This window comes from Pseudomonas morbosilactucae (genome assembly GCF_023241715.1).
In the GTDB taxonomy this organism is placed as follows: domain Bacteria; phylum Pseudomonadota; class Gammaproteobacteria; order Pseudomonadales; family Pseudomonadaceae; genus Aquipseudomonas; species Aquipseudomonas morbosilactucae.
This window is the reverse complement of record NZ_JALQCW010000039.1, coordinates 68,972-94,617: the sequence shown is the minus strand read 5'-3', so window position 1 is coordinate 94,617 and position 25,646 is coordinate 68,972. Positions and strand designations below refer to the sequence as shown.

At 65.7% G+C, this 25,646-nt stretch carries 22 protein-coding genes and 1 pseudogene; 16 read left to right on the top strand and 7 right to left on the bottom strand.

Annotated features, from left to right (window positions below; translation table 11 throughout):
- Window positions 1-112: 112 nt before the first annotated feature.
- Window positions 113-1,129, bottom strand: coding sequence for an ABC transporter substrate-binding protein (locus tag M1B34_RS17155; RefSeq protein WP_123333676.1), 1,017 nt, complete (start codon window positions 1,127-1,129; stop codon window positions 113-115).
- Between the two features lie 209 nt (window positions 1,130-1,338).
- Between M1B34_RS17155 and M1B34_RS17150 the strand changes: the two genes are divergently transcribed.
- A complete protein-coding gene (locus M1B34_RS17150) occupies window positions 1,339-2,844 on the top strand; it encodes a PucR family transcriptional regulator (RefSeq protein WP_268265723.1) in 1,506 nt (501 codons plus the stop codon).
- Here M1B34_RS17150 and M1B34_RS17145 read toward each other — a convergent pair.
- From M1B34_RS17145 to M1B34_RS17135, 3 genes are all read right to left on the bottom strand, one after another.
- Entirely contained in the window at window positions 2,834-3,178 is a 345-nt protein-coding gene (locus tag M1B34_RS17145) for a cupin domain-containing protein (protein WP_268260939.1), read from the bottom strand. The two genes, M1B34_RS17150 and M1B34_RS17145, sit on opposite strands and share 11 nt — an antisense overlap.
- A 15-nt stretch (window positions 3,179-3,193) precedes the next feature.
- A complete protein-coding gene (locus M1B34_RS17140; RefSeq protein ID WP_268265722.1) occupies window positions 3,194-4,579 on the bottom strand; it encodes an FAD-dependent oxidoreductase in 1,386 nt (461 codons plus the stop codon).
- A 182-nt stretch (window positions 4,580-4,761) separates the two neighbouring features.
- Entirely contained in the window at window positions 4,762-5,700 is a 939-nt protein-coding gene (locus tag M1B34_RS17135) for an alpha/beta hydrolase (RefSeq protein WP_268265721.1), read from the bottom strand.
- 181 nt (window positions 5,701-5,881) lie between these two features.
- Here M1B34_RS17135 and M1B34_RS17130 point away from each other — a divergent pair, with 181 nt between their 5' ends.
- Window positions 5,882-6,835 (top strand): bifunctional helix-turn-helix transcriptional regulator/GNAT family N-acetyltransferase, encoded by a 954-nt coding sequence (locus M1B34_RS17130; RefSeq protein WP_268265720.1) that lies wholly within the window; start codon window positions 5,882-5,884, stop codon window positions 6,833-6,835.
- A gap of 8 nt (window positions 6,836-6,843) precedes the next feature.
- Here the strand turns inward: M1B34_RS17130 and M1B34_RS17125 are convergent, their stop codons facing one another.
- Window positions 6,844-8,097, bottom strand: a complete 1,254-nt coding sequence (locus M1B34_RS17125; RefSeq protein WP_268265719.1) for a DUF4303 domain-containing protein — start codon at window positions 8,095-8,097, stop codon at window positions 6,844-6,846.
- A gap of 109 nt (window positions 8,098-8,206) precedes the next feature.
- On the bottom strand, window positions 8,207-8,611 hold the full coding sequence (locus M1B34_RS17120; protein WP_123333662.1) for a winged helix-turn-helix transcriptional regulator: 405 nt from the start codon (window positions 8,609-8,611) through the stop codon (window positions 8,207-8,209).
- Window positions 8,612-8,698: 87 nt separating this feature from the next.
- On the opposite strand from M1B34_RS17120, the gene M1B34_RS17115 reads away from it, so the two are divergent.
- The gene (locus tag M1B34_RS17115; protein WP_268265718.1) at window positions 8,699-9,553 is read left to right on the top strand and encodes an SDR family oxidoreductase; all 855 of its coding nucleotides are present in this window, start codon (window positions 8,699-8,701) and stop codon (window positions 9,551-9,553) included.
- A 98-nt stretch (window positions 9,554-9,651) separates the two neighbouring features.
- On the top strand, window positions 9,652-10,659 hold the full coding sequence (locus M1B34_RS17110; RefSeq protein WP_268265717.1) for a zinc-dependent alcohol dehydrogenase family protein: 1,008 nt from the start codon (window positions 9,652-9,654) through the stop codon (window positions 10,657-10,659).
- 39 nt (window positions 10,660-10,698) lie between these two features.
- On the opposite strand, the gene M1B34_RS17105 is transcribed toward M1B34_RS17110, so the two are convergent.
- Window positions 10,699-12,462, bottom strand: coding sequence for a sigma-54-dependent Fis family transcriptional regulator (locus M1B34_RS17105; protein ID WP_268265716.1), 1,764 nt, complete (start codon window positions 12,460-12,462; stop codon window positions 10,699-10,701).
- 280 nt (window positions 12,463-12,742) lie between these two features.
- Here M1B34_RS17105 and M1B34_RS17100 point away from each other — a divergent pair, with 280 nt between their 5' ends.
- The 12 genes and pseudogenes from M1B34_RS17100 to M1B34_RS17045 all read left to right on the top strand — a co-directional run bounded on the left by M1B34_RS17100 (window position 12,743) and on the right by M1B34_RS17045 (window position 25,629).
- Entirely contained in the window at window positions 12,743-14,218 is a 1,476-nt protein-coding gene (locus M1B34_RS17100) for a benzaldehyde dehydrogenase (RefSeq protein WP_123333654.1), read from the top strand.
- Between the two features lie 61 nt (window positions 14,219-14,279).
- Window positions 14,280-15,047, top strand: a complete 768-nt coding sequence (locus tag M1B34_RS17095; RefSeq protein WP_268265715.1) for a coniferyl-alcohol dehydrogenase — start codon at window positions 14,280-14,282, stop codon at window positions 15,045-15,047.
- An 82-nt stretch (window positions 15,048-15,129) separates the two neighbouring features.
- Complete coding sequence (locus M1B34_RS17090) at window positions 15,130-16,077, top strand: SphA family protein (RefSeq protein WP_268265714.1); 948 nt, start codon at window positions 15,130-15,132, stop codon at window positions 16,075-16,077.
- A gap of 183 nt (window positions 16,078-16,260) precedes the next feature.
- The gene (locus tag M1B34_RS17085; RefSeq protein WP_268265725.1) at window positions 16,261-17,196 is read left to right on the top strand and encodes a helix-turn-helix domain-containing protein; all 936 of its coding nucleotides are present in this window, start codon (window positions 16,261-16,263) and stop codon (window positions 17,194-17,196) included.
- Window positions 17,197-17,274: 78 nt separating this feature from the next.
- A pseudogene (locus tag M1B34_RS17080) lies at window positions 17,275-18,206 on the top strand (SphA family protein).
- A 10-nt stretch (window positions 18,207-18,216) separates the two neighbouring features.
- Window positions 18,217-19,497 (top strand): MFS transporter, encoded by a 1,281-nt coding sequence (locus M1B34_RS17075; protein WP_268265713.1) that lies wholly within the window; start codon window positions 18,217-18,219, stop codon window positions 19,495-19,497.
- A 16-nt stretch (window positions 19,498-19,513) separates the two neighbouring features.
- Window positions 19,514-20,974: an amidase gene (locus M1B34_RS17070; protein WP_268265712.1), complete on the top strand. Its 1,461-nt coding sequence runs from the start codon at window positions 19,514-19,516 to the stop codon at window positions 20,972-20,974.
- Window positions 20,975-21,390: 416 nt separating this feature from the next.
- Entirely contained in the window at window positions 21,391-22,062 is a 672-nt protein-coding gene (locus M1B34_RS17065; protein WP_268265711.1) for a GntR family transcriptional regulator, read from the top strand.
- Between the two features lie 80 nt (window positions 22,063-22,142).
- The gene (locus M1B34_RS17060) at window positions 22,143-22,949 is read left to right on the top strand and encodes an ABC transporter substrate-binding protein (protein ID WP_268265710.1); all 807 of its coding nucleotides are present in this window, start codon (window positions 22,143-22,145) and stop codon (window positions 22,947-22,949) included.
- 12 nt (window positions 22,950-22,961) lie between these two features.
- Window positions 22,962-23,735, top strand: coding sequence for an amino acid ABC transporter permease (locus M1B34_RS17055; RefSeq protein WP_268265709.1), 774 nt, complete (start codon window positions 22,962-22,964; stop codon window positions 23,733-23,735).
- A 2-nt stretch (window positions 23,736-23,737) separates the two neighbouring features.
- Window positions 23,738-24,517, top strand: a complete 780-nt coding sequence (locus tag M1B34_RS17050) for an amino acid ABC transporter ATP-binding protein (protein WP_123333634.1) — start codon at window positions 23,738-23,740, stop codon at window positions 24,515-24,517.
- 20 nt (window positions 24,518-24,537) lie between these two features.
- Window positions 24,538-25,629, top strand: a complete 1,092-nt coding sequence (locus tag M1B34_RS17045; protein ID WP_279653343.1) for a polyamine ABC transporter substrate-binding protein — start codon at window positions 24,538-24,540, stop codon at window positions 25,627-25,629.
- The last annotated feature ends 17 nt before the right edge of the window (window positions 25,630-25,646 follow it).

Sequence of the window (25,646 nt, the reverse complement as noted above, 5' to 3'; positions counted from 1 at the left end):
TAGGCGCTGGCGTGCCAGCGATGAGGCCTGCAAGACCGCCATCGCCGGCAAGCCGGCTCCTACAGGATTTCACGCGGCATCTTGCTGCTCGTAGGCGCTGGCAAGCCGGTTCCTAGCGGGCCGCCCAGGCGTTGAAGCGCTGTTCCAATTGTTCGCCATGGTCGGCCCAGAAGCCGGGGTTCATCGCCAGTTGGTGGGTCAGGTCGGGCAGTACGTTTAGCCGTTGTTCGCCCAACAGGGCGTTGGCCTGCTGGTTCACCGGGGCATAGGCGATGTGCTCGGCGTAGGCTTTCTGCTGTTGCGGCTGCAGGCTGTGGGTGATGAATTTCAGGCTCTCGGCGCGGTTCTTCGCGCCCCGGGGAATGGCCCAGGCGTCCATGTCATACAGGCCGCCGTCCCAGACGATGCGCAGGTTGCTCTGGGCTTGCACCGCGCTGATCCGGCCGCTGTAGGCGGAGCTCATGACCACGTCCCCGGAGGCCAGGTATTGCGGCGGCTGGGCGCCGGCTTCCCACCACTGGATGCTCGACTTGATCTGGTCCAGCTTGCGAAAGGCCCGGTCCTGGCCCTCGGGGGTGCCCAGCACCTGGTACACCTCCTGGCTGGGTACGCCGTCGGCCAACAGGGCGAACTCCATCGTGTACATCGCGCCTTTGCGCAGGCCGCGTTTGCCGGGGAATTTCTTCAGGTCCCAGAAATCCGCCCAGCCCTGGGGCGTGCCTTGCAGTTTGTCGGCGTTGTAGGCCAGCACCGTGGACCAGACGAAGAAGCCCACGCCGCAGGTCTGGGCCGCGCCGGGCAGCAACTGGGCGGCCAGTTGCGGGTCGACACTGAATTCTTCCAGCAAGCCTTCGTCGCAGGCCCGGGCCAGTTCCGGCAGCTCCATTTCCACCACGTCCCAGGAGACGCTGGCGGTGTCGACCATGACCTTGATCTTGGCCAGCTCGCCGTTGAATTCACCGGCGATGATCCGGGTGCCATGCTCGGCTTCGTAGCTCTTGTAGAAGGCCGCCACCTGGGCGTCCTTGTTGGCGCCGCCATGGGACACCACGGTGAGGTCGGCCAGGGCCGAGGTGCAGCCGAGGGCCGAGGCCAACAGCATGAGGGGCAGAGTCAGTTTCTTATTCATTATTGAGATCTCCAGAAGGGCGCGACGCAGGCCTGGCAGGCAGTGTGGTCCTGCGGCTTGGAGTCTCCGGGGTGTGGGGCTGGGGCGGCAATCAGACCAAGTTAAGATTCCGCAGGCGGCCTTAGTACCTCCGTATGAGGGGCTGTGCGGGCCGCTGCGGCGGTGGCATTCTGCTCGCCCCGGTACCCTGTCCACCCTGGAAACAGCCCATGCCCCTGACCATCAGCGACCTTGTCGAAACCCCCGAATTGCGCACGCGGCTGATCAGCGGCGCCGAGGGGCGCGGGCGTACTGCGCGCTGGGCCCATGTCTGCGAGTTGGCGGACCCGGCCCAGTGGCTCGGCCCGGGGGATTTACTGATGAGCACCGGTATCGGTATCCCGGTGGCGCTCGAGGAGCAGCGCCGTTATGTGCGCGACCTGCAGGAAGCGGGGCTGGCCGGGTTGATGATCGGCGAGGGCATGCAGGCCCCGGCCGACTTGCAGGGCTTGCAGGAGGCGGCCGAGGCCTTGGGCTTTCCCTTGCTGATGACCGAGTACGGCGTGCCGTTTTCTTCGGTGACCCGGGCCATCATCGAGGCCAACCAGCAGCAGGAAGCTGAGCGTCGGCAAGCCATCAGCCGGGTGTATGAAACGGCGCGCATGGGCATTCAGGGGCTGGGCCTGGAAGCACTGTTGCAACGCCTGGAAAAAGACCTGCGGGCGCGGCTGACACTGCTCGATCCGCTGACCCTGGAACCCTGGTTGCCCAGCCTGGAAGGATTGGCCACATCTGACCACGAGGCCTTGCGCGGGCGCCTGGACACGCCGGGCAGCGTGCCGGTGGTGCAACGCTGGCGCGGCGCCGAGGCTGAAGGTTTGTCGATGGCGGTGCCCAGCCGCCGTCCCTGTGTGCTGGTGGCCCAGGGCGCGGACCTGCCGGATTACGGCCTGTTGCACCATGTGGTGGCGGTACTCGGCATGGAGTTGGCGCGTTTGCAGGTGGAGCGCGAACGTCATCTGCGCCTGGCCTCGGAGTTGCTCGACGACCTGTTCCAGCAACGCTTGTCGGCGCGTCAGGTGAGCGAGCGCCTGGCGCCCTTTGGTGCCGAGTTGCAGAACCTGCGGGTGGCAGTGGCGCCGCGGGCCGGGCGCGAGCTTAGCGAATTGGATGATGGCCTGTGCCGCGACGGTGTGCAGGCGTTGTTGCGGGTCCAGGGTGAAGAATTGATGGTCTTGCTCTGGCAGGAATCGGCCCCGGCCCAGGTTCAGGCGCGGTTGCAGAGCTGGCTGGGGCTGAGTAATCCCCTGGGGCATGCCGAACGTTGCCTGGAGGCCCTGCGTGAGGCGCGTCTGGCGTTGGCCCATGCCTGTGCCGAGCAGCCCCTGGCACGTTACGAACACATGGGCGCCACGGCGCCGTGGCTGGCCCAAAGCCTGGACGGCGCGGTGCAGACTTTTCGCCGGGTCCTGGGGCGCCTGGCGGATTACGACCAGCAGCAAGGCGCGCCGTTATTGCGCACCTTGCGGGTGTTCCTGGAGCACAACCGCTCCTGGTTGAGCGCGGCCCGGGAGCTGCACGTGCACAAGCAGACTTTGGTTTATCGCATCCGCCGCATCGAGGAAATCACTGGGCGCTCCCTGGACACCACCGAGGACGTGGCGATTCTCTGGTTCGCCCTGCGCAGCGCCGAGGTCGCGGGCATCGAGCCGGGCGCCGTGACACTCAAGGAATGATCACAAAGCTCTTGCGCAGGGTTTCCCGCACCTCCCAGATGCCCTGGCAGTTGGCCGGAAACAGCACCGCGTCCCCGGCGCGCAGTTCCAGGGCCGGGCCGTCATCGGGAATGAACCGGCAATGACCGGCGATGATGTGGCTGAACTCGCGCTCCAGCACTTGGCGGCGCCAACGTCCGGGGGAGCACTCCCAGACCCCGGTCAGCAGTGACTGGCCGGCGTCTTGGGCCAGCAGGCGGGTTTCGGCAACGGGCGTGCCGAGGGGCTCCTTGACCGGTTCGGGCCGGCCCAGGGGCAGGTGCGCGGTGTCGCTGAACAGAATGGGTGAGGGCATGGTGTTTCTCCGGGGTCAGATGGCTTTGTCTTCGAGGCCCGAGGGGGCCAGGCTCGCCAGGCTGCGGTCGAGCCACGAGGGCGCGCGGCCTTGGGCTTCGGCCCGCTCCTTGCGTTGCACTGCGTTGCGCACCAGTTGCCCGCCGCAGTAGCGCAGGGGCTCCGGGGGGAAGTGGCGCACCGGGCGATTGACCAGGCCGCAGTGGCTCCAGGCATCGTCCAGGCCCAGGGCCAGGCTGGCCAGGATGCGCCCGCCGAGGCGGCTGGGGCCGACACCGTTGCCACTCCAGCCCAGGCCGTAGACCACTCCCGGGCAGCTTTTCAACTGGCCGAAGATCGGCAGGCTGTCGTAGGTGCGGTCGATCGGCCCCGACCAGCTGTGCTCGATGGCCACGTCCGCCAGTTGCGGGTAGGTGCGGCGAAAGTCGGCTTCGACCTCGGCGTGCAGTTGCGGCAATTGGTCATAGCGCTGGCCGACCCGGCTGGCAAAGGACATCAGCCCGGTGCCCTTGCCGAAGACGATGCGCCCGTCGCGGGTGGTGCGGTAATAGTCGACCATCAGTTGCGAGTCGGTGATCGCCTCGCCACCGGTCCAGCCAATCTCCTGCAGACGCTGGGGGATGGGCGCCGTGGCGATGATGGTGCTGCTCACCGGCAACAGGCTGCGGCGCAGTTCCGGCAGCTCGGCGGCCCAGGCATTGGTGGCCAGGACCACGCGCTGCGCCTGTAACTGGCCGTGCTCGGTGTGCAGCCGGGTGGGTTGGCCGGGTTCCATCTTGCTGACCCGGCTGTTCTCGAAAATCCGAACCCCTTGTTCCAGGGCCACTCGCCGCAGGCCGCGGACCAGGCGCGCCGGCTGCACCGTGGCGTTGCTGGCTTCCAGCACACCCTCCAGATGCCGGGACGAACCGCTGCGGCGAGCCACGTCGGCGCTGTCCAGGGGGCTGAACACCTGTTCACCCAGTTGCCCGCAGGTGCGCCGCACACCTTCCCAGGCGCCGCGCTGGGCCTCGCTGGTGGCGGTCCAGAGCCAACCGGCGCGGCGAAAGTGCGCGTCGATGCCATGGGCCTGGCAAAACCCTTCGATCTCATCGATCGCCTGCACCGACGCCCGGGCCAGGCGCAGGGCTTCTTCGCGCCCGCAGAGGGCCGTGAGGGAGCTGATCTTCGGCCACCAGGACATGACAAAGCCGCCGTTGCGCCCCGAGGCCCCGCCACCGCAGATGTCCTGTTCGAGGATCGCCACGGTCTTTTCCGGGGCCAGCTCACGGATGCGCAAGGCGGTCCACAGCCCGACAAAACCGCCGCCGAGAATGGCGATGTCGACCGAGTGCCGACCCTCAAGTGCCGGTGCCGGCGTCAGTTCATCGGCTATTTCCTGGAGCCAGAGTGACCGCTTCATCGTCGTGCCCATTGCTGTTGATCGAAGGCTGACTGTGCGCGGGCAGGGCGCGGCCGGGCAATTGTGCTTAGCGCAGAATCCGCCGGGGTGGCTTGTGCGAAGGTACGAACGCTTAAGCGCGCGCCCGGTCGCGTGACCGGGGCGAGGCGCCTGGGTGGGATGGCGTCGGGGCGGCTGACGCCTTAGCCGGTTGGAGCCAGCACCGCAGAGGGGCCCGCGACTTTAGCGGGGCGTGCCCGCAACAGAGCGTCGATGGCCTGGCGATAACTGCTGCCCGCCAGGTTCATGCTGTTGTTGTGGGTGGCGCCGGGCACCAGCAGGAGTTTTTTCGGTTCCAGGGCGGCGTTGAACAGTTGCTGGCTGAAGCGCGAGGGCACGTAGCGGTCGTCCAGGCCGTGGACCACCAGCAGCGGCATGCCGATGTCGCGGATCTTGTCCAGGGAGTCGAATTTCTGCGACAGCAGCCAGCGCACCGGCAGCGACGTCTTGGCCACGGCTGCGGCGGCGTCCCCCAGGGAGGTGAAGGTGGATTCAATGATCAGCCCGCGGGCCGGGATGGGTGTGCCTTGCTGGCGCGCCTTGTTGCCCAGTTCGGCGGCCAGGTCCACGGCCACGGCGCCGCCCAGGGAGTGGCCGTAGATCAGGCGTTTCTCCGGGTTGGGCTGCAGTTGCTGGAAGCGTTCCCAGGCGATGCGTGCGTCTTCGTAGACGGTGCGTTCCGAGGGCAGGTCGCCGTGGCTCTTGCCAAAGCCGCGGTAATCGATGGCCAGTACCGAGTAGCCCAGGGCATGCAGTTGTTCGATGCGAAACAGCTGCCCGGTGAGGTTCCAGCGCACCCCGTGCAGGTAGAGGATGGCCGGCGCGTCGGCGCGGGCGGCGGGCCACCACCAGGCGTGAATGTTCTGCCCGGCCTTGAGGCTTTTCGGCGTCAGCTCCAGTTCCTGGACGCTCTTGGGCAGGCCGCGGTACCAGCTGGCGGTGCCGGGCTCGATGCGAAACAGCAGTTCGCGCTCCTTGTGTTGCAGCACCGCGCAACCCACGGGCAGGCCGACCAGCAAGGCGGCCATGCATAACAGGGAGAGCCAGCGCCGGCCGGCACGCTTGAGCAGGGAGGCAGTCATGAAGGTGCAGCCATGAAGAGGGTCACCACCGGGGATCAATGTCGCGTTTTAACAGAACTGTCAGCGTCGCGCGTATGGATTTCGTCGGTGGGCGGGCGCGGATGTTTTACAAAATGCTGGGCGGTTGACGGATATATAGTTGCACAGTACAACTAGTCATCATTTTTACGAGGTCTCCGCCATGCCCAGTCATCCCTACGCTGTGATCGACCAACTGCGTTCGGCGTCGCGTTTGATGGTGCGCGAGCTGGGGTTTATGCGCAGCACCCTGGCAGCCACCGACTACCCGCCGTCGGCGGTGCATGCCCTGGTGGAGATAGGCGAGCGCGGCACCTTGACCGGCGGCGAGTTGGCCCAATTGCTGGGGCTGGAAAAATCCAGCGTCAGCCGCCTGCTGCGCAAGCTGGTGGAGGCCGGTGAAATCGAGGAAATCCCCCACCCGGATGACGCCCGCTCCAAGACCTTGCGCCTGACGCCGAGTGGTCGTGGCACCCTGGACGGGATCCAGGCTTTTGCCCGGGCCCAGGTCGGCGCCGCTCTGGAACACCTGACCACCGAGCAACAACACCGGGTGCGCACGGGCATCGCCGATTACGCCGAGGCGTTGCAGGCCCAGCGCCTGGGGCAAGGCCTGCCGGTTACCGAGACCGCGCAGATCGTTGCCGGTTATCGACCGGGCATCGTCGGCCACATCACCCAGATGCATGCCGTGTACTACGCCCGCAAGGCCGGTTTCGGACAGCCTTTTGAAAGCCTGGTGGCAACAGGCCTGGCGCATTTGACGGGGCGCCTCGACAACCCGCGCAACCAGGTGTGGTTGGCCCTGGACGGCGAGCAGGTGCTGGGGGCGATTGCCATTGACGGTGAAGGCGAGGGTGGGGAGGCGACGCTGCGCTTCTTTATTCTCGATGAGTCGGCCCACGGCCGGGGGCTGGGTAAGCGTCTGTTGGCCGAGGCGCTGGCGTTCTGTGACCAACAGGGTTTTGTGGCAACGCGTTTGTGGACCTTCAAGGGCCTGGACGTGGCGCGTCGGTTGTATGAAGCCAATGGCTTCGGCCTGGTGCAGGAACAGCCCGGGGAGCAGTGGGGCGCACCGGTGATCGAGCAGTGCTTTGTGCGCCCCGGCCCCGTTTGAGCAGCCGTTCAGCAGTGACGCAAGCCGTCGAGGCTCAACTGCGCCAGTTCGCGAACCCGCACGTCTTCATCCTGCAAGGCCCGTAGCAAGCCCTGGATGGCCTCGGCCTGGGCAGCCTCGCTGAGCCAGCGGTTATCCAGCACGCAGGCGGCGTGGCGCCGGATCACCCGGTGCGGTGATGTCAGGCCGAGCAGGGCCTGGGGCAGGTCCTGATCGTTGAGGGTGATGAACGAACGGCCGGGCTTGAGTGCTTCCTCCACGTCAGCGGTGAGGCCCGGGCGTTGTTCGAGCAGGGTGATCAGCGCGGAGTAGTCCAGGGGCGCCGGCTGGGCACGCTGATCACTGAGGGCGCTCAGGGGCGCACACAGCCCTTGGACCGCGATGTCATCGGCTTGCTCCAGCAACCACGCCACATCACCCAGACAGGCCAGGGCCCGGGCGCACCAATGGCGGGTCGGTTGTTCCTTGGCGTTGCCCAGGCGCTGGCGCAGCGCCTCGATCACTGCTGCGTCGGCATGCCCGGCCAGGCCGAGGATGCGTGCGATAGCGTAGGCGTCCTTGACCGTGTGCAGCCGTTCGATCAAGGCGCTGCTGGCGGCGGCGCCCTGGGCGATCAACCAGGCCTCGGCTTCTTCGGAGCTGATGCTGTGCACACGTTGCAGGCGGTCCAGGTAAAAGCTCACCTGCTCGGCGTGGGGCAAGGCGGCGATCTCTTCGCGCAGGCGGTCTTTGGCGACTTCTTCGGGGAAGTGCCAGGCAAAGAGTTCAGCGGTCAGGCTGGCCCGGGCCAGGCCCACCTCATCATTGAAGTCATGGAACAAGGCCACAAAGTGTGGATCCACCCGGGGATCGTCCTTGTAGTGCTCGCGCAAGGCCCGTGCGGCCTGGACCACGCAATCGACGAACTGCGCTTCGACCGCCTGCCAATGCTGCGGGCCGGCGCGGTTGGCCTCGTTCTGCAAAGGCAAGTCCCAGGCCTGTAGCGCCGGGTTGGCGTAGTCATCCAGTTCCCAGTCCCAGCGCCAATCGGCAGGGTTCCAGCGTACGCCGCTGATGTCCCCGGGCTGTTCCGGGCCGTGATCGTCCTCCAGGGTCGCGGCGCTGCTGACGGCGAGGGAGGGCAGGTCGATCACCCGCTCTTCTTCGCGGTAGCTGGCATGGAACGCGATGGCGTAGGGGGCAGGGATGCCCTGCTCCAGCAGGGTGTCGAGGGCCGCTCGGGCGCTGTCGAACAGGGCGTTTTGCAGGTCGTTCCAGTCCATGGGGGCATCCTTGGCAAGCAGGGGGCAGGCGCTGCGTCGCGCGCGGTGGCGAACTTTGGCTCAGGCGCCCGGCCCTGTAAAGCCGGTGTTTGAGCCCTGGGCGGGGTGCCTACGACTGAACCAGGGCCTTGTCGCGGCGGATCTGCATGATGGCCGGCAGTTGTTCTTCGATCCAGTCCACCAGGGCTTCGACCCGCACCGCGGCTTCCCGGCCCAGGGGCGTGAGGCTGTACTGCACGTGGGGCGGCACCACCGGCAGCGACTCGCGATGGATCAGCCCATCCCCTTCCAGGCCTTGCAGGGTCTGGGCGAGCATTTTCTCGCTGACGCCGCCGATCTTGCGCCGCAGGTCGCTGAAACGCTGGGTGCCGCTGATGAGGATGACCAGCACCAGCACGCCCCAGCGATTGGTCATGTGCTTGAGCACTTCACGGGAGGGGCAGTGCGCATCCAGCAGCTCGCCGCGGCGCAATTTGGCGGACAAGGGCGAGGCAGGGGCTTGGGGGAGGGTCATGACACTTACCTTTTTGTACGTACTTACTAAAAGTTAGTTAGGGCGCTAGGGTGAGCGCTCATTCTTTTACAGGCAAGGATTTTTCCGATGATTGCGATAACAGGTGCAACCGGCCAATTGGGCCGTCTGGTGGTCGAGGCGCTGCTGCAACGGGTGCCGGCCAGTGAGCTGTTGGCCCTGGTGCGTGACCCGTTGAAGGCCCAGGACCTGCAAGCCAAGGGCGTGACCGTGCGCCAGGCCGATTACGACCAGCCACAGAGTTGGGCCAGTGCCTTGCAGGGGGTTGAGCGCTTGCTGCTGATTTCCTCCAATGCCATCGGCCAGCGCTTGGCCCAGCACCAGGTGGTGATCGACGCCGCCAAGGCGGCCGGGGTGCAACTGCTGGCCTACACCAGCGTGCTGCGCGCCGACACCTCGAGCCTGGGCCTGGCCGCCGAACACGTGCAGACCGAACAGGCCCTGGTGGCGTCGGGCCTGGATTACGTGCTGCTGCGCAATGGCTGGTACCACGAGAACTACACCGCGGGGGTAGGCCCGGCGGTGGAGCATGGCGCGCTGATGGGCAGTGCCGGCAACGGGCGCATTGCTTCGGCCAGCCGCGCCGATTACGCCGAGGCCGCCGCCGTGGCCCTGACCCGCGACGACCAGGCCGGGCAGGTCCATGAGTTGGCCGGTGACAGCGCCTACACCCTCAGCGAACTGGCCGCCGAAGTGGCCCGTCAATCAGGCCGGCCGGTGGTTTACCAGGACCTGCCAAAGGATGATTTCCAGGCTGCGCTGCTGGGCCTAGGATTGCCTGGGTTCGTGGCCGAGTTGCTGGCCGATTCGGATGCCGCTGCCGCCCAGGGCGCCTTGTTCGACGAAGGCCGGCACCTGAGCCGCTTGATCGGTCGTGCGACCACACCGATCGCCGACGCGGTGGCCGTTGCCCTGCGCGGTTGATGGCCTGACCCGCCTTCAAGGCCGGCGTCTTTGCACTGGAGCGGACGCGCTCTTATGCTGGACGCCGGTTTTATTTCAGCCTGCCGGAGAACCTTCGTATGAAAGCCATCAAGCTCAGCTTGCCCGCGACCCTGGACAACCTGCACAGCGTCGAGCTGCCCGACCCGGGCCAACCCGGTGCCGGGCAGATCCGTGTGCGCCTGCATGCCTGTTCGCTGAACTTCCACGATTACGCGGTGGTGACCGGGGCCCTGCCCACCGCTGATGGCCGCATTCCCATGGCGGATGGCGCCGGGGTGGTGGAAGCCGTGGGCACGGGTGTCAGCGAGTTTCAGGTGGGTGACCACGTGGTGTCGTGTTTCTTCCCGCATTGGCATGACGGCGGTGCGGCCATTGCCGACTTCAGCACCACTCCGGGCGACGGCGTTGACGGTTACGCCCGGGAAGTGGTGGTGCAGGCCAGCCACTGGTTCACCCGCGCGCCGGCCGGCTACAGCCACGCCGAGGCCGCGACCCTGACCACCGCCGGGCTGACCGCTTGGCGCGCTTTGGTGGTGGACGGCGGCCTCAAGGCCGGGGACAGCGTGTTGGTGCTGGGCACCGGCGGGGTGTCGATCTTCGCCCTGCAATTGGCCAAGGCCATGGGGGCGACGGTGATCGCGACCTCATCCTCCGATGAGAAGCTGGCGCGGGTGCGTGAGTTGGGCGCTGACCACACGATCAATTACCGCCAGCAGCCGGAGTGGGGCGCCGAAGTGCTGAAACTCACAGGTGGTCGAGGCGTCGATCATGTGGTGGAAGTCGGTGGCCCGGGCACCTTGCCGCAGTCCATCACGGCATGCCGCATCGGCGGGCATATTGCCCTGATTGGCGTGCTCACCGGCTGGGCCGGTCCGGTGCCCACCGCAGCGCTGATGGCCAAGCAACAACGCCTGCAAGGGCTGATTGTCGGCAGCCGCCAGCACCAGTTGGAGATGATTCGTGGGCTGGAAGCCACCGGCATCAAGCCGGTGATCGACAGCACCTTTACCCTCGACGACATCGCCAAGGCCTTCGCCCATGAAGCCTCGGGGGCGCACCTGGGGAAAATTTGCCTGAGTTTCTAAACCCTGCTTCACGGCCGGGCGCCAGGCCCGGCCAACGCTTCAGGCTTCGGCGCGCTGGTGCTTCTTCAAGCGGTAGGCAAACTGCGCCCGGCTCAGCCCCAGCAAACGGGCGGCAGCGGCCAGGTTGCCGGCGCTTTTTTCCAGGGCCTCGTTGATCAGCCGTGACTCCAGGCCGTCGATGGAGAAGTCCGGGTCGCGCTGATTCAGGCTGTCGAGCAGCGTCGCCTGGGCCTGATCGCTTGCCCCTTGGGTCAGGGACAGACCGCCATGGCCATCCAGGGAGTAGACCTCTTCGGGCAAGGGCTCATTGCGAAACAGGTGCACCAGATCTATCGCCTGGCCGTCTTCGCTGGCGATCAGGCCACGTTCGATCAGGTTCTGCAGTTCCCGCACGTTGCCGGCAAAGTCATAACGCAGCAGCACCTTCAGGGCACGCATGGTCAGCCCGGCCGGGGTGCGCGCGTACTCGTGGCAATAGCGCTGCAGAAAGGCGTTGATCAGCAGCGGAATGTCATCGCGGCGCTCGCGCAGGGGCGGCAGGGCGATGGGGTAGACATTGAGGCGGTAGAACAGGTCGGCGCGAAACTCGCCGTCGGCCACCGCTTTACGCAAATCAATGTTGGTGGCCGCCACCACCCGTACGTCCACGGCAATCCCGTGGCCGCCGCCGACCCGTTCGATTTCCCGCTCTTGCAGGGCACGCAGCAGCTTGCCTTGACCGGCCAGGCTCAGGCAGGTGATTTCATCCAGGAACAGGGTGCCGCCCTGGGCCCGTTCAAAGCGTCCGGGCCGCGAGTGGGTGGCGCCGGTGAAGGCGCCGCGCTCGACGCCGAACAGTTCGGCTTCCATCAGGTTGTCGGGGATCGCCGCACAGTTAAGGGCGATAAAGGGCCCGGCCCGGCGCTGACTGAGTTGGTGCAGTTGGCGGGCGAAGAGTTCCTTGCCCACGCCGGATTCGCCGCTGATCAGCACCGTGGCCGGGGTCGCCGCCACGCGCTGCAGGGCTTGGGTGGCGGCATTGAACGCTGCGCTGGTGCCGATCAGCGGCTGCTGGCTGGAGGCCGGGGCGATGACGGCGGACGGTTTGGCCGCTGGGACCGGGGCGGCCAGCGCCGGCAGCGGCGAGACATTCAGGTAGCCGAGGTCCTGCTCGACATCGCCCCACTGGGCGGCGGTCTTGCCCAGCACCCGGCAGTTGGCGTGGCCCATGCCGCGGCATTCCACCTCGCGGAAAATCACCATCTGGCCAAACAGGCAACTGACGAAACCGATGGCGTAGCCCAGCTCGGTCCAGCACACCGGGTCCTGGCCGATGCCGTAGGCGGCCACGTGTTCGTCGGCTTCGCAGGAGTGATGCCAGAGAAACTCGCCTTCGTAGAAGCCCGAGTCGGCGTCGAACTTGAAGTGCAGCGGCTCGACCTTGGTCATGCCTTCCAGGCTGTGCAGGTGGGTGCCGGCGCGAAACACCGCCGCCGCATCGGCCTGGGGCCAGCGCTCACGGATCAGCCGCGCATCCCGCGCCCCGGAAGCATAACCGGTGCGGGTGAACAGCCCGCGCGCCTGCTCCAAGCCTTGGCGCTCGATGATCTCCCGGCGCAGGGCGCCAAAGGAGGAGCTGTGCAGCAACAGCATGCGCTGGTCGTTGAGCCAGATGCGCCCGTCGTCGGGGGAGAAAAACAGGCAGTCATTGAGTTCGGCCGGTGTCGGTGAGCTGCTGGCGCTGAGTTCGCTGCTGTCGCCCCGTGGGCGGTAGGGTTCGCTGGCCACCTGGTGGTCGGGCAGCGGGCAGTGGGGAGTTGTCATTGTGATGCCCCTGAAACGGAGTGATCGATATGAGCAATTGGCGAGATAGTTATTAAACATAACTTTATCAATTGAACAAGCGCAGCCAACGCACGAGCCACCCGGGACGGGCGATGAGTCACTGGCTCCATCGTGCAAAGGCTTGAGCTAGAGCGGTCGGCGTGTCATCTGCAAGCGCCGTGGCGAAACCGGCACAGCCCTTGCTCAAGGCCTGGTACGGCGTTGTGTGAGCCCTTGGGGCCGCGACGACGAAGACAATTACAAGAACCGGGAGTGTGCAATGTCTGTGTCTGAAACCCCTCAATTTCTGCGGCGGGCCCTTGAGTCCCAATGCCTGTTCAATGGTGACTGGGTGCCCGGGTCGGCCCCGGTGCAAGCGGTGATCGAGCCGGCGACCGGCGAGGTGCTGATGCACAGCGCCATGGCCGACCCGGCCGATATCGCTGCCGCTTGCCGTGCAGCATCCCTGGCTCAGCCGGCCTGGGCGGCCCTGGGCCCACGCCAGCGTGCCGAGGTGTTCCGCAAAGCAGCTGGCTGGGCCCAGCAATCCTTCGACGAACTGGCCCTGTATGTCGCCCGGGAAACCGGCGGCGCGCTGTTCAAGGGTGAGCACGAAGTGCGCGAAGCCATTGTGTTGCTGCACCAGGCGGCAGGGTTGCTGTCCCAGCCCCACGGCTTGGTCTTGCCCAGCGAAGCGGGGCGTTTGTCCTATGCGCGGCGCCAGCCCCACGGCGTGGTCGGGGTGATCTCGCCGTTCAATTTCCCGCTGATCCTGTCCTTGCGTTCGGTGGCCCCGGCCCTGGCGGCGGGCAATGCGGTGGTGCTCAAACCCGACCCGCAGACCCCCATCAGCGGCGGCTTGCTGATTGCCCGTTTGTTCGAGGCCGCCGGCTTGCCCAAGGGCCTGTTGCAGGTGTTGCCGGGGGCCGCGGATGCCGGCGAGGCGCTGTGCCGTGACCCCAATGTGCGGATGATCGCCTTTACCGGCTCCACCGGCGCCGGGCGCAAAGTGGCCGAGGTGGCCGGGCGGCACCTGAAAAAGGTCGCCCTGGAGCTGGGAGGCAAGAACCCACTGATCATTCTCGAAGACGCCGATCTGGACCTGGCCGCCAGCAATGCCGCCTGGGGCGCCTGGCTGCACCAGGGGCAGATCTGCATGGCCAGTGGCTTGATCCTGGTGCATGAATCCATCGCCGCCGCCCTGACGCGCAAGCTGGTGGACAAGGCCCGGGCCCTGACCGTGGGCAATGCCGCCCGGGGCGAGGCGGCGCTGGGGCCGTTGATCAACGCCCGGCAGTTGCAGCGGGTGGAGCAGATTGTCAGGGACACCCTGGACGCCGGCGCGCGCCTGGAAGCGGGGGGCGAGTCCCACGGCCTGTTCTATCAGCCGACGGTGCTCAGCGGTGTGCGCCCGGGCATGCGCGCCTTCGAAGACGAAGTGTTCGGCCCGGTGGCCACGGTGGTGAGTTTTGCCAGCGATGAAGAAGCCATCGAGTTGGCCAACCGCACTGAATACGGCCTGGCTGCCGCGGTGATTTCGCCGTCGGTGGGTCGCGCCATGGCCATCGGCGAACGCCTGCAGTGCGGGTTGCTGCACATCAACGACCAGACCGTGGCTGATGAGTGCGTCAACCCCTTTGGCGGGCGCGGCGCCTCGGGCAATGGCGGCAGCGTCGGCGGCCCGGCGGACTGGGACGAGTACAGCCAATGGCAATGGGTCACGGTGAAAAACACCCCGCCGGCCTATCCGTTCTGACGTTCACCGTCGCGCATGCCTGCACCACACCCTGCCTAGACAAGAATAAGAGGGCTTGAACATGAACCTGCATAACAAAACCCTGGTGGTCACTGGTGCCGCTTCCGGTATCGGCGCTGAACTGGCGCGCCTGGCGCAGTTCCAGGGGGCGAGGGTGATCGGCATCGATCGCCACGAACCGCAACTGACCCTGGACGGCTTCTTCCAGGCTGACCTGGGCGACCCGGCCAGCATCGATGATTTGGTGGCACGCCTGCCGGAGCGTATCGACGCCCTGTGCAACGTCGCCGGCGTACCCGGCACCGCGCCGGTGCAGGCGGTGGCCCAGGTCAATTACCTGGGCCTGCGCCACCTCAGCGAGGGATTGCTGCCGCGCATGACTCCGGGGGGCAGCATCGTCAACGTGGCGTCGATCCTGGGTGCCCAGTGGCCGGAACGACTGGCGCTGCACAAGGCCCTGGCGGCCACTGAGTCCTACGCGGCGGGGCAACAGTGGCTGGCGGCCAACCCGGTGCCCCAGGGCAGTTGCTACCAGTACTTCAAGGAGGCGCTGATCGTCTGGAGTTACCAGCAATCCCACAGCTGGTTCCGTGACCATTCGGTGCGAGTCAACTGCGTGGCGCCGGGGCCGGTGCTGACGCCGATCCTCGGGGATTTCGTGAGCATGCTGGGGGAGGAGCGGGTGGCCCGCGACAGCGTGCGCATGAAGCGTCCGGCCCTGGCCGACGAGGTGGCGGCGGTGATTGCCTTCCTCTGCTCGGATGCAGCGCGCTGGGTCAACGGCGTCAACCTGCCGGTGGATGGCGGCCTGGCCGCGACCTACGTGTAAAGGTCGCACTGGCGTTAAACCCCGGTCGCGGGCTCACCGCGCCGGGGGTCTTGAACAACAACAAAAATACAGGACTTTCACGATGCTCAAGCCATGCTTGCGGACCGCTGCGGCCGCGATTTCCGTTGCCCTGTGCGCCAACGCCCAGGCCTATGACCTGCCGGGCCTGAACCTGGGCACTACCAGCTTCTATGACGGCTCACCGGCACCGGCCGGGCCGGGCTGGTACCTGGAGGAATACCTGACCTATTCCCGGGCCAACCGTTTCAACGACGCCAACGGCAACAAACTGGCGTTGCCCAAGCAGCAACTGGAAGTGGTGGCGCCCACCACCCAGATCATTTACGTCGGCCAGCCCCTGGCCAATGGCGCCATGCCCGGCGTCACCCTGATCAACACCTCCCTGGCCCATGTCGATGTCGACGATGGCCTGAACAACGCCGCCTTGAGTTCACGCGCCGGGTTTGGCGACGTGATCCTTGGCGCTTTCCTGCAACTGCCAACCCTGACCCGCGCCGATGGCAGCCCGCTGCTGACCCAGCGCGTCGAGGCCGATCTCTCGGTGCCGGTTGGCGCCTACGACCGCAACCGCTCGATCAACCCCGGCAGCAACTTCTGGTCGTTCAACCCCTATTACGCCGCCACCTACTGGTTCAGCCCGAAGTGGTCGGCCAGCGGCCGCTTCATGTACCTGTGGAACGGCAAGAACGACGACCCGGCCGCCGGTTTTGGTGACGTCAGCGACACCCAGGCCGGCCAGGCCCTGCACGCCAACCTGACCCTGCAATACGCCTTCAGCGAGCAATTCAGCGCCGGGCTCAACGGCTACTGGCTCAAGCAGATCACCGACACCGAAGTCGACGGCCACGCCGTCAGCGGCCGCCGGGAAAAAGTCTGGGCCATCGGCCCGGGCGTGCTCTACGCCTTCAGCAAAGAAAACGTACTGTCGGTCAACGCCTACTTCGAACAGCAGGCCGAGAACCGCACCGAGGGCAACAAACTGGTGTTTAACCTGTTGCACAAGTTCTAAGGCGCAACGGCCGGGCAGCGTGGCATGGCTGCCCGACTAGCCGTTTTCGGCACAACTGCGCCTGCACCGGGCGCGGCGGAATGGAATTTGCGTCGTGTAGCCCCAGTCAGCCTTGCGGGCCTTACAGGACAGCTTGATGAACCGTTCTTTTTGCGCCGTTGCGGCGCCCGTCGCGCGGCGTTGATGACCGCGCCGTTGCAGCGTTTCCACACCAGCGACATCGACCAGCACGCGCAGAACATGGGTGGCTGGCAGGTGCGTTATGACCAACTCAGCCCCGGGCGTTTCGACGGTGAGCTGATCGAACTGCGGGCCGATTGGATGCAATTGGTCCGCGACCGCTCTAATCAGGCCATGCTCAAGAGTGGCGCCGCCTGGGAGGGCGCCATTACCTTCAGCGTGCCCTTGAGCGCCCAGGGCCCGGTGTTCTGTTCCGGGCACCCGATTCATGAGCCCAGCCTGCTCGTAGCTCACGGCAGTAACCTGCCGGATCTGCGCACGCCCGAGCACCTGGACTTGCTGGGTGTGGCAGTGGAGGAGCAGGCCCTGGCCCATTTGTTGGAGCGCCAGGGCGCGGCGTTTCGAATTACCGATCTTCCCAAGTGTTACCGCCTTGCGGGCTCCTCGGTGCAAGCCGAGCTGAGCGCGCTGTTCGATGAACTGGCCGGCGCCGACCAGGACCGGGCCAACCTCCTGGGTTACGAGGCGATCCGCCACGGCATTCGTGATGCGGTGATGGTGCAGTTGCTGGAGCTGGTGGCGCCGGACCAGGCGCCGCCGCTGAACCCCACGGCGCGCAAACGCATGGTCGACCGTGCCCGGGAATACGCCTTGGGGCACCTGGACCAGCCGCTGTCGATCCTTGACCTGTGCAACCACATCGGCGCCAGCCGGCGCAAACTCCAGTACTGCTTCCAGGAAACCCTGGGCATCAACCCGGTGGCGTATTTGCGGGCGCTGCGCCTCAATGCAGTGCGTCGTGAACTGCGCGACAGCACCCGCGAACACGGGGTGCAAGAGGTGGCGGCACGCTGGGGGTTCTGGCATTTGAGCCGTTTTGCCAGCGATTACCGCACCCTGTTTGGCGAGACCCCGTCGCAGACCCTGCACCGTCGCTAACTGTGCTGAAAACGGATAACCCGCCGACCGGGGGCGTTACTAGGATGGCCCACACCACTTGATTGGGAGGGGCCTTCGATGAACGACAAGAATAATTCCAAGCTGAGCCGCATCGGCTGTTTCAGCCTGCTGTGCCTGGGCCTGTGCGCCACGGCGCAGGCCACTGAAAATGGCGCGCCGACCACCGCCGTCGGGGTCTACGACTTCGGCGCCGGGATGATGCCGCCGGCCACGCCATTCGGCACCCTGGGCCTGCGCACGGCGTTCTACTCGGCCAACGTGCAGAAGGACCGCCACGGGCGGTCCCTGGACAACCATTTCTCCCTGGACGTGCTGTCCATCGGCCTGGCCTACATGCGCATGACCGACCACGAAATCTTCGGCGCCAAGTACGGCTTCGGCACCGTGGTGCCGTTCTTCAAGATGGACGCCTCGGTGGAGGTGCCGACCCCGGGCGGGCCGCTCAAGCTGGAGGCGACCCGTTCCGCCTGGCCGACGTGCAGTTGTTGCCGGTGATCCTGCAATGGACCCTGTCGCCCAACCTGTTCGTCAACACCCAGTTGCAGATCCAGGCGCCAACCGGCGACTACGACAAGAACCGGCTGATTTCCCCGGGGCTCAACCACTGGACCTTCTCGCCCATCGTCAACGCCACCTGGATCAGCGACAGCGGTTTCGAGGTGTCGTCGAGCTTTGAAGTGGACATCAACACCCGCAACCCGGACACCGACTACAAGAATGGCGTGGAGTATCGCCACGAGTTCGCCGTGGGCCAGCACTTCGGCCCCTGGACGGCGGGCATCGGCGGCTACTACTACCGCCAGTTCAGTGACGATGACGCGCCGGGGCTGACCAGCGGCAACCGCGCCCGGGTGTTGGCGGTGGGCCCGGCCCTGAGCTACTTCAAGCCGGGGCTGCCACCGATCTGGCTGCATGCCTACAAAGAGACCGACGCCAGTAACCGGGCCGAGGGCTACACCGTGGCCTTGCGCGTCTCGCAAAGTTTCTGAGGAGCTCACCATGACTTCTGTGCATTCCACTGCCCATGTGGCGCCGGCGGCTGCGCGCCAGGCGACCGGACGTCGAGAGGGGCTGGTGCTGATGCTGGGCAGCAGCCTGACCATCATGGGCTCGGTGATGATCGCGCCGATCCTGCCCAAGCTCGGCGCCGAGTTCGGCCCGATCACGCCCCAGGCCGACCTGCTGGTGCCCCTGGCGGTCACCGGCCCGGCCCTGGCCATTGCCCTGTGCGCACCGTTGGCCGGCTGGCTGGCCGACCGGGTCGGGCGCAAGGCGCTGCTGGTGATCGCCACGGTGCTGTATGCCTTGCTCGGCGCGGTGCCGGCGCTGCTGGGTGATTTGTCGTCGATCGTCTTGGTGCGTTTGCTGTTCGGGGTGGCGGAGGCGGCGGTAATGACCAGCTGCGCCACCTTGATCGCCGACTACTGGCAGGGCGAGGAACGCTTGCGCTACATCAACCGGCAGGTGGTGACCATCGGCCTGGTGGGCGCGTTGTTTTTCATCATCGGCGGGGCCCTGGGCGAGCAGTCCTGGCGCTTGCCGTTCTTCCTCTACCTGCTGCCGCTGCTGTTGGTGCCGGCGATGATCAAGGTGCTGTGGGAACCCCAGCGCGACCCACCCCAGGTCGCGGAACAGGGGGCTGGACAGGCATCTGCACAGGTGTATGAACAGAGTCCGGAGCGGGTGGCGCTGCTGCCCTTGCTGCTGGGCTATGGGTTGATCCTCGGCGGCATGGTTTTGAGCTTTGTGGTGCCGGTGCAGACGCCGATCCTGTTGGTCAGCCTGGGCGTCACCTCCAGCACCCTGATCGGCTTGTCCGCCGGCCTCAGCCTGCTGGCGACACTGGGCGGCTCCCTGGCCTGGCCCTTATTGCGCCGACGCCTGGGCGGCGCCGGCACCAACGCGCTGCTGTTGTTTCTGCTGGGCCTGGGCCTGTGGTTGCTGATGCGCGGGCAGAGCTACGCCGAGGTGTTGCCCGCGGTGCTGATCCACGGCCTGGGCGCCGGGCTGCTGGTGCCCAACGTCATGGCCCCTGTGATGGAGGCCTTGACCGCCCGCACCCGGGGTCGCGGCCTGGGCGGGTTTACCGCCTGCCTGTATTTCGGCCAGTTCGTCAGCCCCTTGGTGGTGGCCGCCGCCACCGCGCTGGCCGGTGACTTGCGCCACGCCATTGCCTGGCTGGCCCTGGCCAGTGTCGGTGCCGGGCTGCTGTGGGTCCTGGCCGCGGTGCAGCGTCGGTTCAAACCCGGTGCGCCATCCCCTTATTCGTCGTTGAAGTAGCGTTGGAGAAATCGCCATGCAAGACATCCAGCACCTGTTGGATCAACAAGACGCCACCGGCCTGGCCGGGTTTGTCCGCCGGGGTGAGGTGCAGCCGGTGGAACTGCTGGACGGGGTCATCGCTCGCCTGGAACAGGTCGAACCGCAACTCAATGCGCTGGCCGAGCGCCTGTATGCACCGGCCCGCGCAGCCGCCCTCGATCCGCAAGCACGCAGCGGCGTGTTTGCCGGGGTGCCGACCCTGATCAAGGACTTGTTTTCCCCGGTCCAGGGCGCGGCCATGACTAATGGTTCGTTGGCCCTGGGGCCGTTCCGCGCGGATTTTGAATGCGAAGTGGTGAGCCGCCTGCGCCGCGCCGGCTGCCTGATTCTCGGCACCAGCACGTCGCCGGAGTTCGGCACCTCGTACTCCACCGAGTCGCGGCGTTTCGGCGCCACCCGCAACCCCTGGAACACCGCGCACAGCGCCGGCGGTTCCAGCGGTGGCGCGGCGTCCCTGGTGGCGGCGCGAGTGATGCCCTTTGCCCACGGCAATGACGGTGGCGGCTCGTTGCGGGTGCCGGCGTCCTGCTGCGGGGTGTTCGGTCTCAAGCCCAGCCGTGGCCTGTTGCCGTCCGGGCCGATGGTGGGCGAGGGCTGGGCCGGCATGGGCACGCCCCACGCCATCACCTTGTCGGTGCGTGACAGCGCCGGCTTGCTCGACGCCACCGCTGGCATCGACCTCGGCGCGCCCTATGCCGCGCCGCTGGCGGCCACGTCTTACAGCAGCGCTGTGCAACGCCCGCCCAAACCCCTGCGCATCGCCCTGGTGGAGCAACTGGGCCCTTGGCCCACCTCCGGGCAAGCCCTGGAGTCGGTGCGCGATGCCGCACGGCTGTGCGAAAGCCTGGGGCACCGGGTCGAGCCGGCGCAGTTGCCGGTGCACTTGCCGGCGTTTCTCGACCAGGTGTTCACCATCATCGGCGCCAGCACCCGCCACTACCTGGACTTGCTGGGGCAGATGCGCGGCGTTGCGGTCCAGCCCGAGGAGCTGGAAGCCCGCACCCGCATCATCCTGCGCGACAAGGGCCAGGTCAGTGGCGCGCAGTACGCGGCGGCGGTGGAGTGGATCCATGCCCTGGGGCGTCAACTGGCGGTGTTTATGCAGGATTACGACCTGATCCTGACCCCCACCCTGGCCCGAGAACCGGTGGCCATTGGCGAGCTGGACCTGCAAGACGACAGCCTGAGCCTTGAGCAACTGATTGAGTGCTTCCACAGCTACTCGCCCTTTACCGCCTTATTCAACGCCAGCGGCCAACCGGCGATGTCTGTGCCTCTGTATTGGAGCGATAACGGCCTGCCCATGGGCGCGCACTTTGCCGGGCGGTTTGGCGAGGAACACACGTTGCTGGCCCTGGCCGCGCAACTGGAACAAGCCCGGCCCTGGCGCCACCGGCTACCCCCGGTGAATGCCTGCCTACCTTCCCACCTCTAGCTCCCCACCCGGGCGCCGCCACCCACGGCGCCGATCACCCCGTTGCGCCCCATAGACGCTGGCTTCTGTAGGCGCTGGCTTGCCAGCGATCACGCTGGCACCTGCGTTGAAAATAATGGCTGGTGTCCATATCCATTGCTGCGGCAACCGCTGCCCAGGGTGTCGGCCTTACGGCGAGCCCCTGTGATCACCCACTGTTACCCAACCCCCATGCTGCACCGTTATGGGCCTTCCACTGAGCCATTTGGTAGCAGTCCCCCCAGCCTTCACGCACCCGCTTTCAGGCGACCTCGCCTGGGTTTGAGTGGTTGTTCGTTCTGAATCAGTCACTTGAGTGTGAGTGCGCAAACCTGGCACGGCTTCTGCATTTTTGAATTTATGGATAATTGGATACAAAAATTCAAAAGGTGCTGCCCATGCAATTCGCTCCCGCTTACGTTGAACGTCAGCCTCTGACGGCCGAGGAGGAGGCTTACAACTTTCTGTTGGAAGCCATTTGCTGCGGCCGTTATTGCAAGGGCGATCGGCTGATTGCCGAAGACATTGCCGGGGAAATCGGCATGAGCCGGATGCCGGTGCGTGAAGCCTTTCGCCGTCTTGATGCCCAGGGCCTGGTGACGCTGCGGCCCAACCGCGGGGTGATTGTCAGTGGCTTGGACATCGACGAATTGCACGAAGTGTTCGAGATGCGCAGCGCCCTGGAAGGGCTGGCGGTGCGGGTGGCGGTGGCCCACATCGGCGAGCGCCAGTTGGCGGCCCTGGAGCGCTTGCTCGACGAAATGGATGACTACCGCGACGAAAGCGCCGAGTGGGTCAGCCGCCACCGCAAGTTCCACGAATACCTGTGCAGCCTCAGCGGCCGGCCACGGTTGCTCAAGCAGATCTCGGCCCTGTACTCGCTGATCGAGGCGCCCATGCGCCTGTGGCTGCAACACGTCGACAAGCCCATGAGCGCGCGCCAGGAGCACGCGGTGATCCTCGACGCGATCCGCGCCGGCCATGCCGAGCGGGCCGAGGCGGTGGTGCGTGAGCACATCGAAGGCACGGTGCCGGAGCTGATCAAGTTTCTGCAAAGCGAAAAAAAGTAGACCCAGAAGCGGGCCCGAGCCCGACGGTGTTGTGACTTTGAGTACTGCCCCCGTTAATCAACGAACTGGAGTGTCTGGTCATGCATAAACCAAGCGCCTTGCTGGCTGCGCTATCCCTAGGCCTTTGCGCACAGTGGGCGCTTGCCGCGCCCGTGGTGCCGGAGCGGCTGCAAAAGGTCGACAAGCTCACCTATTGCTCGGGCATGGATTCACCGCCCCTGGTGTCCTTTGACGAGGCGCAGAAACCCAAGGGCCTGACCGTCGACCTGGGCCTGGAAATCGCCAAGCGCCTGGGCAACAAACAGGTGCAGTGGCGGGTGATTCCGTTCTCCGGGTTGCTGCCGGCGTTGCTCGCCCAGCAGTGCGACATGATCGTCGACCAACTGTTTGACAAGCCCGAGCGCCGCGAGGTGATCGACATCGTCAATTACATGTATTCCAGCCAGTCGGTGGTGGTGCCCAAGGGCAACCCGAAAGGCATCAAGACCCTGGACAGCCTCTCCGGGCACAAGGTCGCGGTGCTCAACGGTTCGACCATCAAAACCTTGCTCGATGCGCAGAACGAAACCCTGGCCAAAGCCGGCAAGCCCCCCATGAAGCTGGTGGTCTACAACACCGACACCGACGCCTTTCAGGCCCTGCGCATCAGCCAGGTTGACGCCTACGGCACCACGGTGGAAACCGCCGGCTATTACGCGGCCATGGCCCCCGAGTTGTTCGAAGAAGGGGTGCCAGCCTTCAGTCGGATTCTCACCGGGCTGGGCATTCGCAAGGACGACCCACAACTAACGGAGGCTGTGCAGCAGATTGTCAGCGACATGCGCGGCGACGGCAGCTATGCCCAGTTGCTCGCCAAATGGCACGTGGCCAGCGACACACTCGACTGAGGCGGGCCCCTGATGAACTTCAATTGGGATGTGTTCTGGCAGTACCTGTTGCAGCCCAGCGGCGTGTACCTCACCGGGCTCTGGCTGACTTGCCTGATCAGTGTGCTGGCGATGTTGATGGGCTGCGCCCTGGGTCTGGCGGCGGCGCTTATGCGCCTGTCGCGCAACCCTTTGCTCAACTGGCCGGTGCGTTTTTATGTGTGGCTGATGCGCGGCACGCCGCTGCTGGTGCAGATCGTCTTTCTCTACACCGCCCTGGCGGCCGGGGGGATTTTCCGCTTCGAAGACCTGGAGCTGTTCGGGCTGGTGGTGCCGGGCAATATCCAGGCGGCGATCATCGCCCTGGGCCTGAATGAAGGCGCCTACATGTCGGAGATTATCCGCGCCGGCATTGGCGCCGTGGACAAGGGCCAGTACGAGGCCGGGCGTTCCCTGGGCATGACCTTCGGCAAGCTGATGCGGCGCATCGTGCTGCCCCAGGCCTTCCGTGTGATCGTTCCGCCCCTGGGCAATGAATTCAACGTGATGCTCAAGAACACCACCTTGGTCAGCGTGATCGGCGTGCAGGAGTTGCTGCTGAGCACGCAGATGGTGACCTCGGCGACCTTCCGTGTGTTCGAGTTGTACCTGGTGGTGGCGCTCTATTTTCTGTTGTTGACCACGCTCTGGGGCTTCTTCCAGCGCTGGCTGGAACAGCGCTTCGGCCAGTCGGACCGGCCCACGCCACCGCCGGCCAGCAGCCGCATGTTCGGCCGCCACACCCTGAAACTGCTGCGGGGACGCTAAGCATGGCGCACAAGAGTGAAGAGCTGATCATTGATGCCCAGGACATTCACAAGTCCTTCGGCGACTTGCAGATTCTCAAGGGCATATCCCTGCAAGTGCGGCGCGGTGAAGTGGTGGTGCTGATCGGTGCCTCGGGCTCGGGCAAGACCACCTTTATCCGCTGCATCAACCTGCTGGAAGACATCCAGGGCGGACGCATCCGCGTCAACGGCCGGGCCATGGGCTACCGCGAGCGCGCCGACGGTCGTCTGGTGCGCGACTCGGAACGCAACATCGCCCGCCAGCGCCGGGACATCGGCATGGTGTTCCAGCGCTTCAACCTGTTCCCCCACATGACCGCCCTGGAAAACATCATCGAAGCGCCGATCCAGGTGCTCGGTGTGCCCCGGGCCGAGGCCCTGGAGCAGGCCCGGGGCTTGCTGGCGCGGGTGGGTCTGGCGGACAAGGCCGGGCATTACCCGTCGATGCTTTCCGGCGGCCAGCAGCAACGGGTGGCGATTGCCCGGGCGTTGGCGATGAAGCCGCAAGCCATGTTGTTCGACGAACCCACCAGCGCCCTGGACCCGGAAACCGTGGGCGAGGTGCTGCAGGTCATGAAAGAACTGGCCGAGGAGGGCATGACCATGGTCGTGGTCACCCACGAAATGGGCTTTGCCCGGGAAGTGGCGGACCGCGTGGTGGTGCTCGACCAGGGCGAGTTGATCGAACAGGGGCCGCCGGAGCAGATCTTCAGCCGCCCCAGCCATCCCCGTACTCAAGCCTTTCTCAGCCGTGTGCTGTGATTGTTATCAGGGAGTTGACCATGCGTGTATCCAGTCTTACCGCGGCCTTGTGCATGGCCGCCGTGTTGCCCCAGGTGCAGGCCGCCGACGCGGTGGTGAAAATGTACAACTGGTCCGACTACATCGCCCCGGATACCTTGAAAAACTTTGAGCAAGACAGCGCGATCAAGGTCCAGTACGACATCTTCGACACCAATGAAATGCTTGAGGCCAAGTTGCTCTCCGGGCACTCGGGGTATGACCTAGTGGTGCCCTCTAGCCAGTTTCTGTCGAAGCAGATCCGCGCCGGCGCCTACCAACCGTTGCAGCGCAACCTACTGGGCAACTGGCAGCACCTGGACCCGCGACTGATGCAGCGCCTGGAAGCCGCCGACCCGGGCAATCGGTACGCCGTGCCCTACATGTGGGGCACCGTGGGCATCGGCTACAACGAGGCTAAAGTCCGCGCGGTGCTGGGCAAGGATGCGCTGCTCGATTCCTGGTCCATGGTCTTCGACCCAGCCAACCTGGCCAAGCTCAAGGGCTGCGGCGTGGCGTTTCTCGATGCGCCGGTGAAGATCATTCCCCAGGCCTTGCTCTACCTCGGGCTGGACCCCAACAGCACCCGTCCCGAGGACTATAAAAAAGCCTCGGCGCTGCTGACCCAGCTCAAGCCTTCGGTGACCTACTTCAACTCGTCGAAATACACCGCCGACCTGGCCAACGGTGATATTTGCGTGGCCATCGGTTACTCCGGCGACGTGATGCAGGCCCAGACCCGGGCGCGGGAAGCCGGAAAGAACATCGACATCCGCTACCTGATTCCCAAGGAGGGGGTGAACCTGTGGTTCGACATGCTGGCCATCCCCAAGGACGCCGGCAACGCGGCCAATGCCCATAAGCTGATCGACTACCTGCTGCGCCCCGAGGTGATTGCCCCGGTCAGCGACTACGTGGGCTACGCCAACCCGAATAAGGATGCCACCGCGCTGATGGACCCCAAGGTCAGCGGCAACCCAGGCATCTACCCCAGCGACGAGGTGATCAGCCACACCTTTGTGTCCGCCGATTTGCCGGACAACATCCAGCGCCTGATCACCCGCGAGTGGAATCGCATTAAATCTGGCCAATGAATGGACGAGTGTTTGCC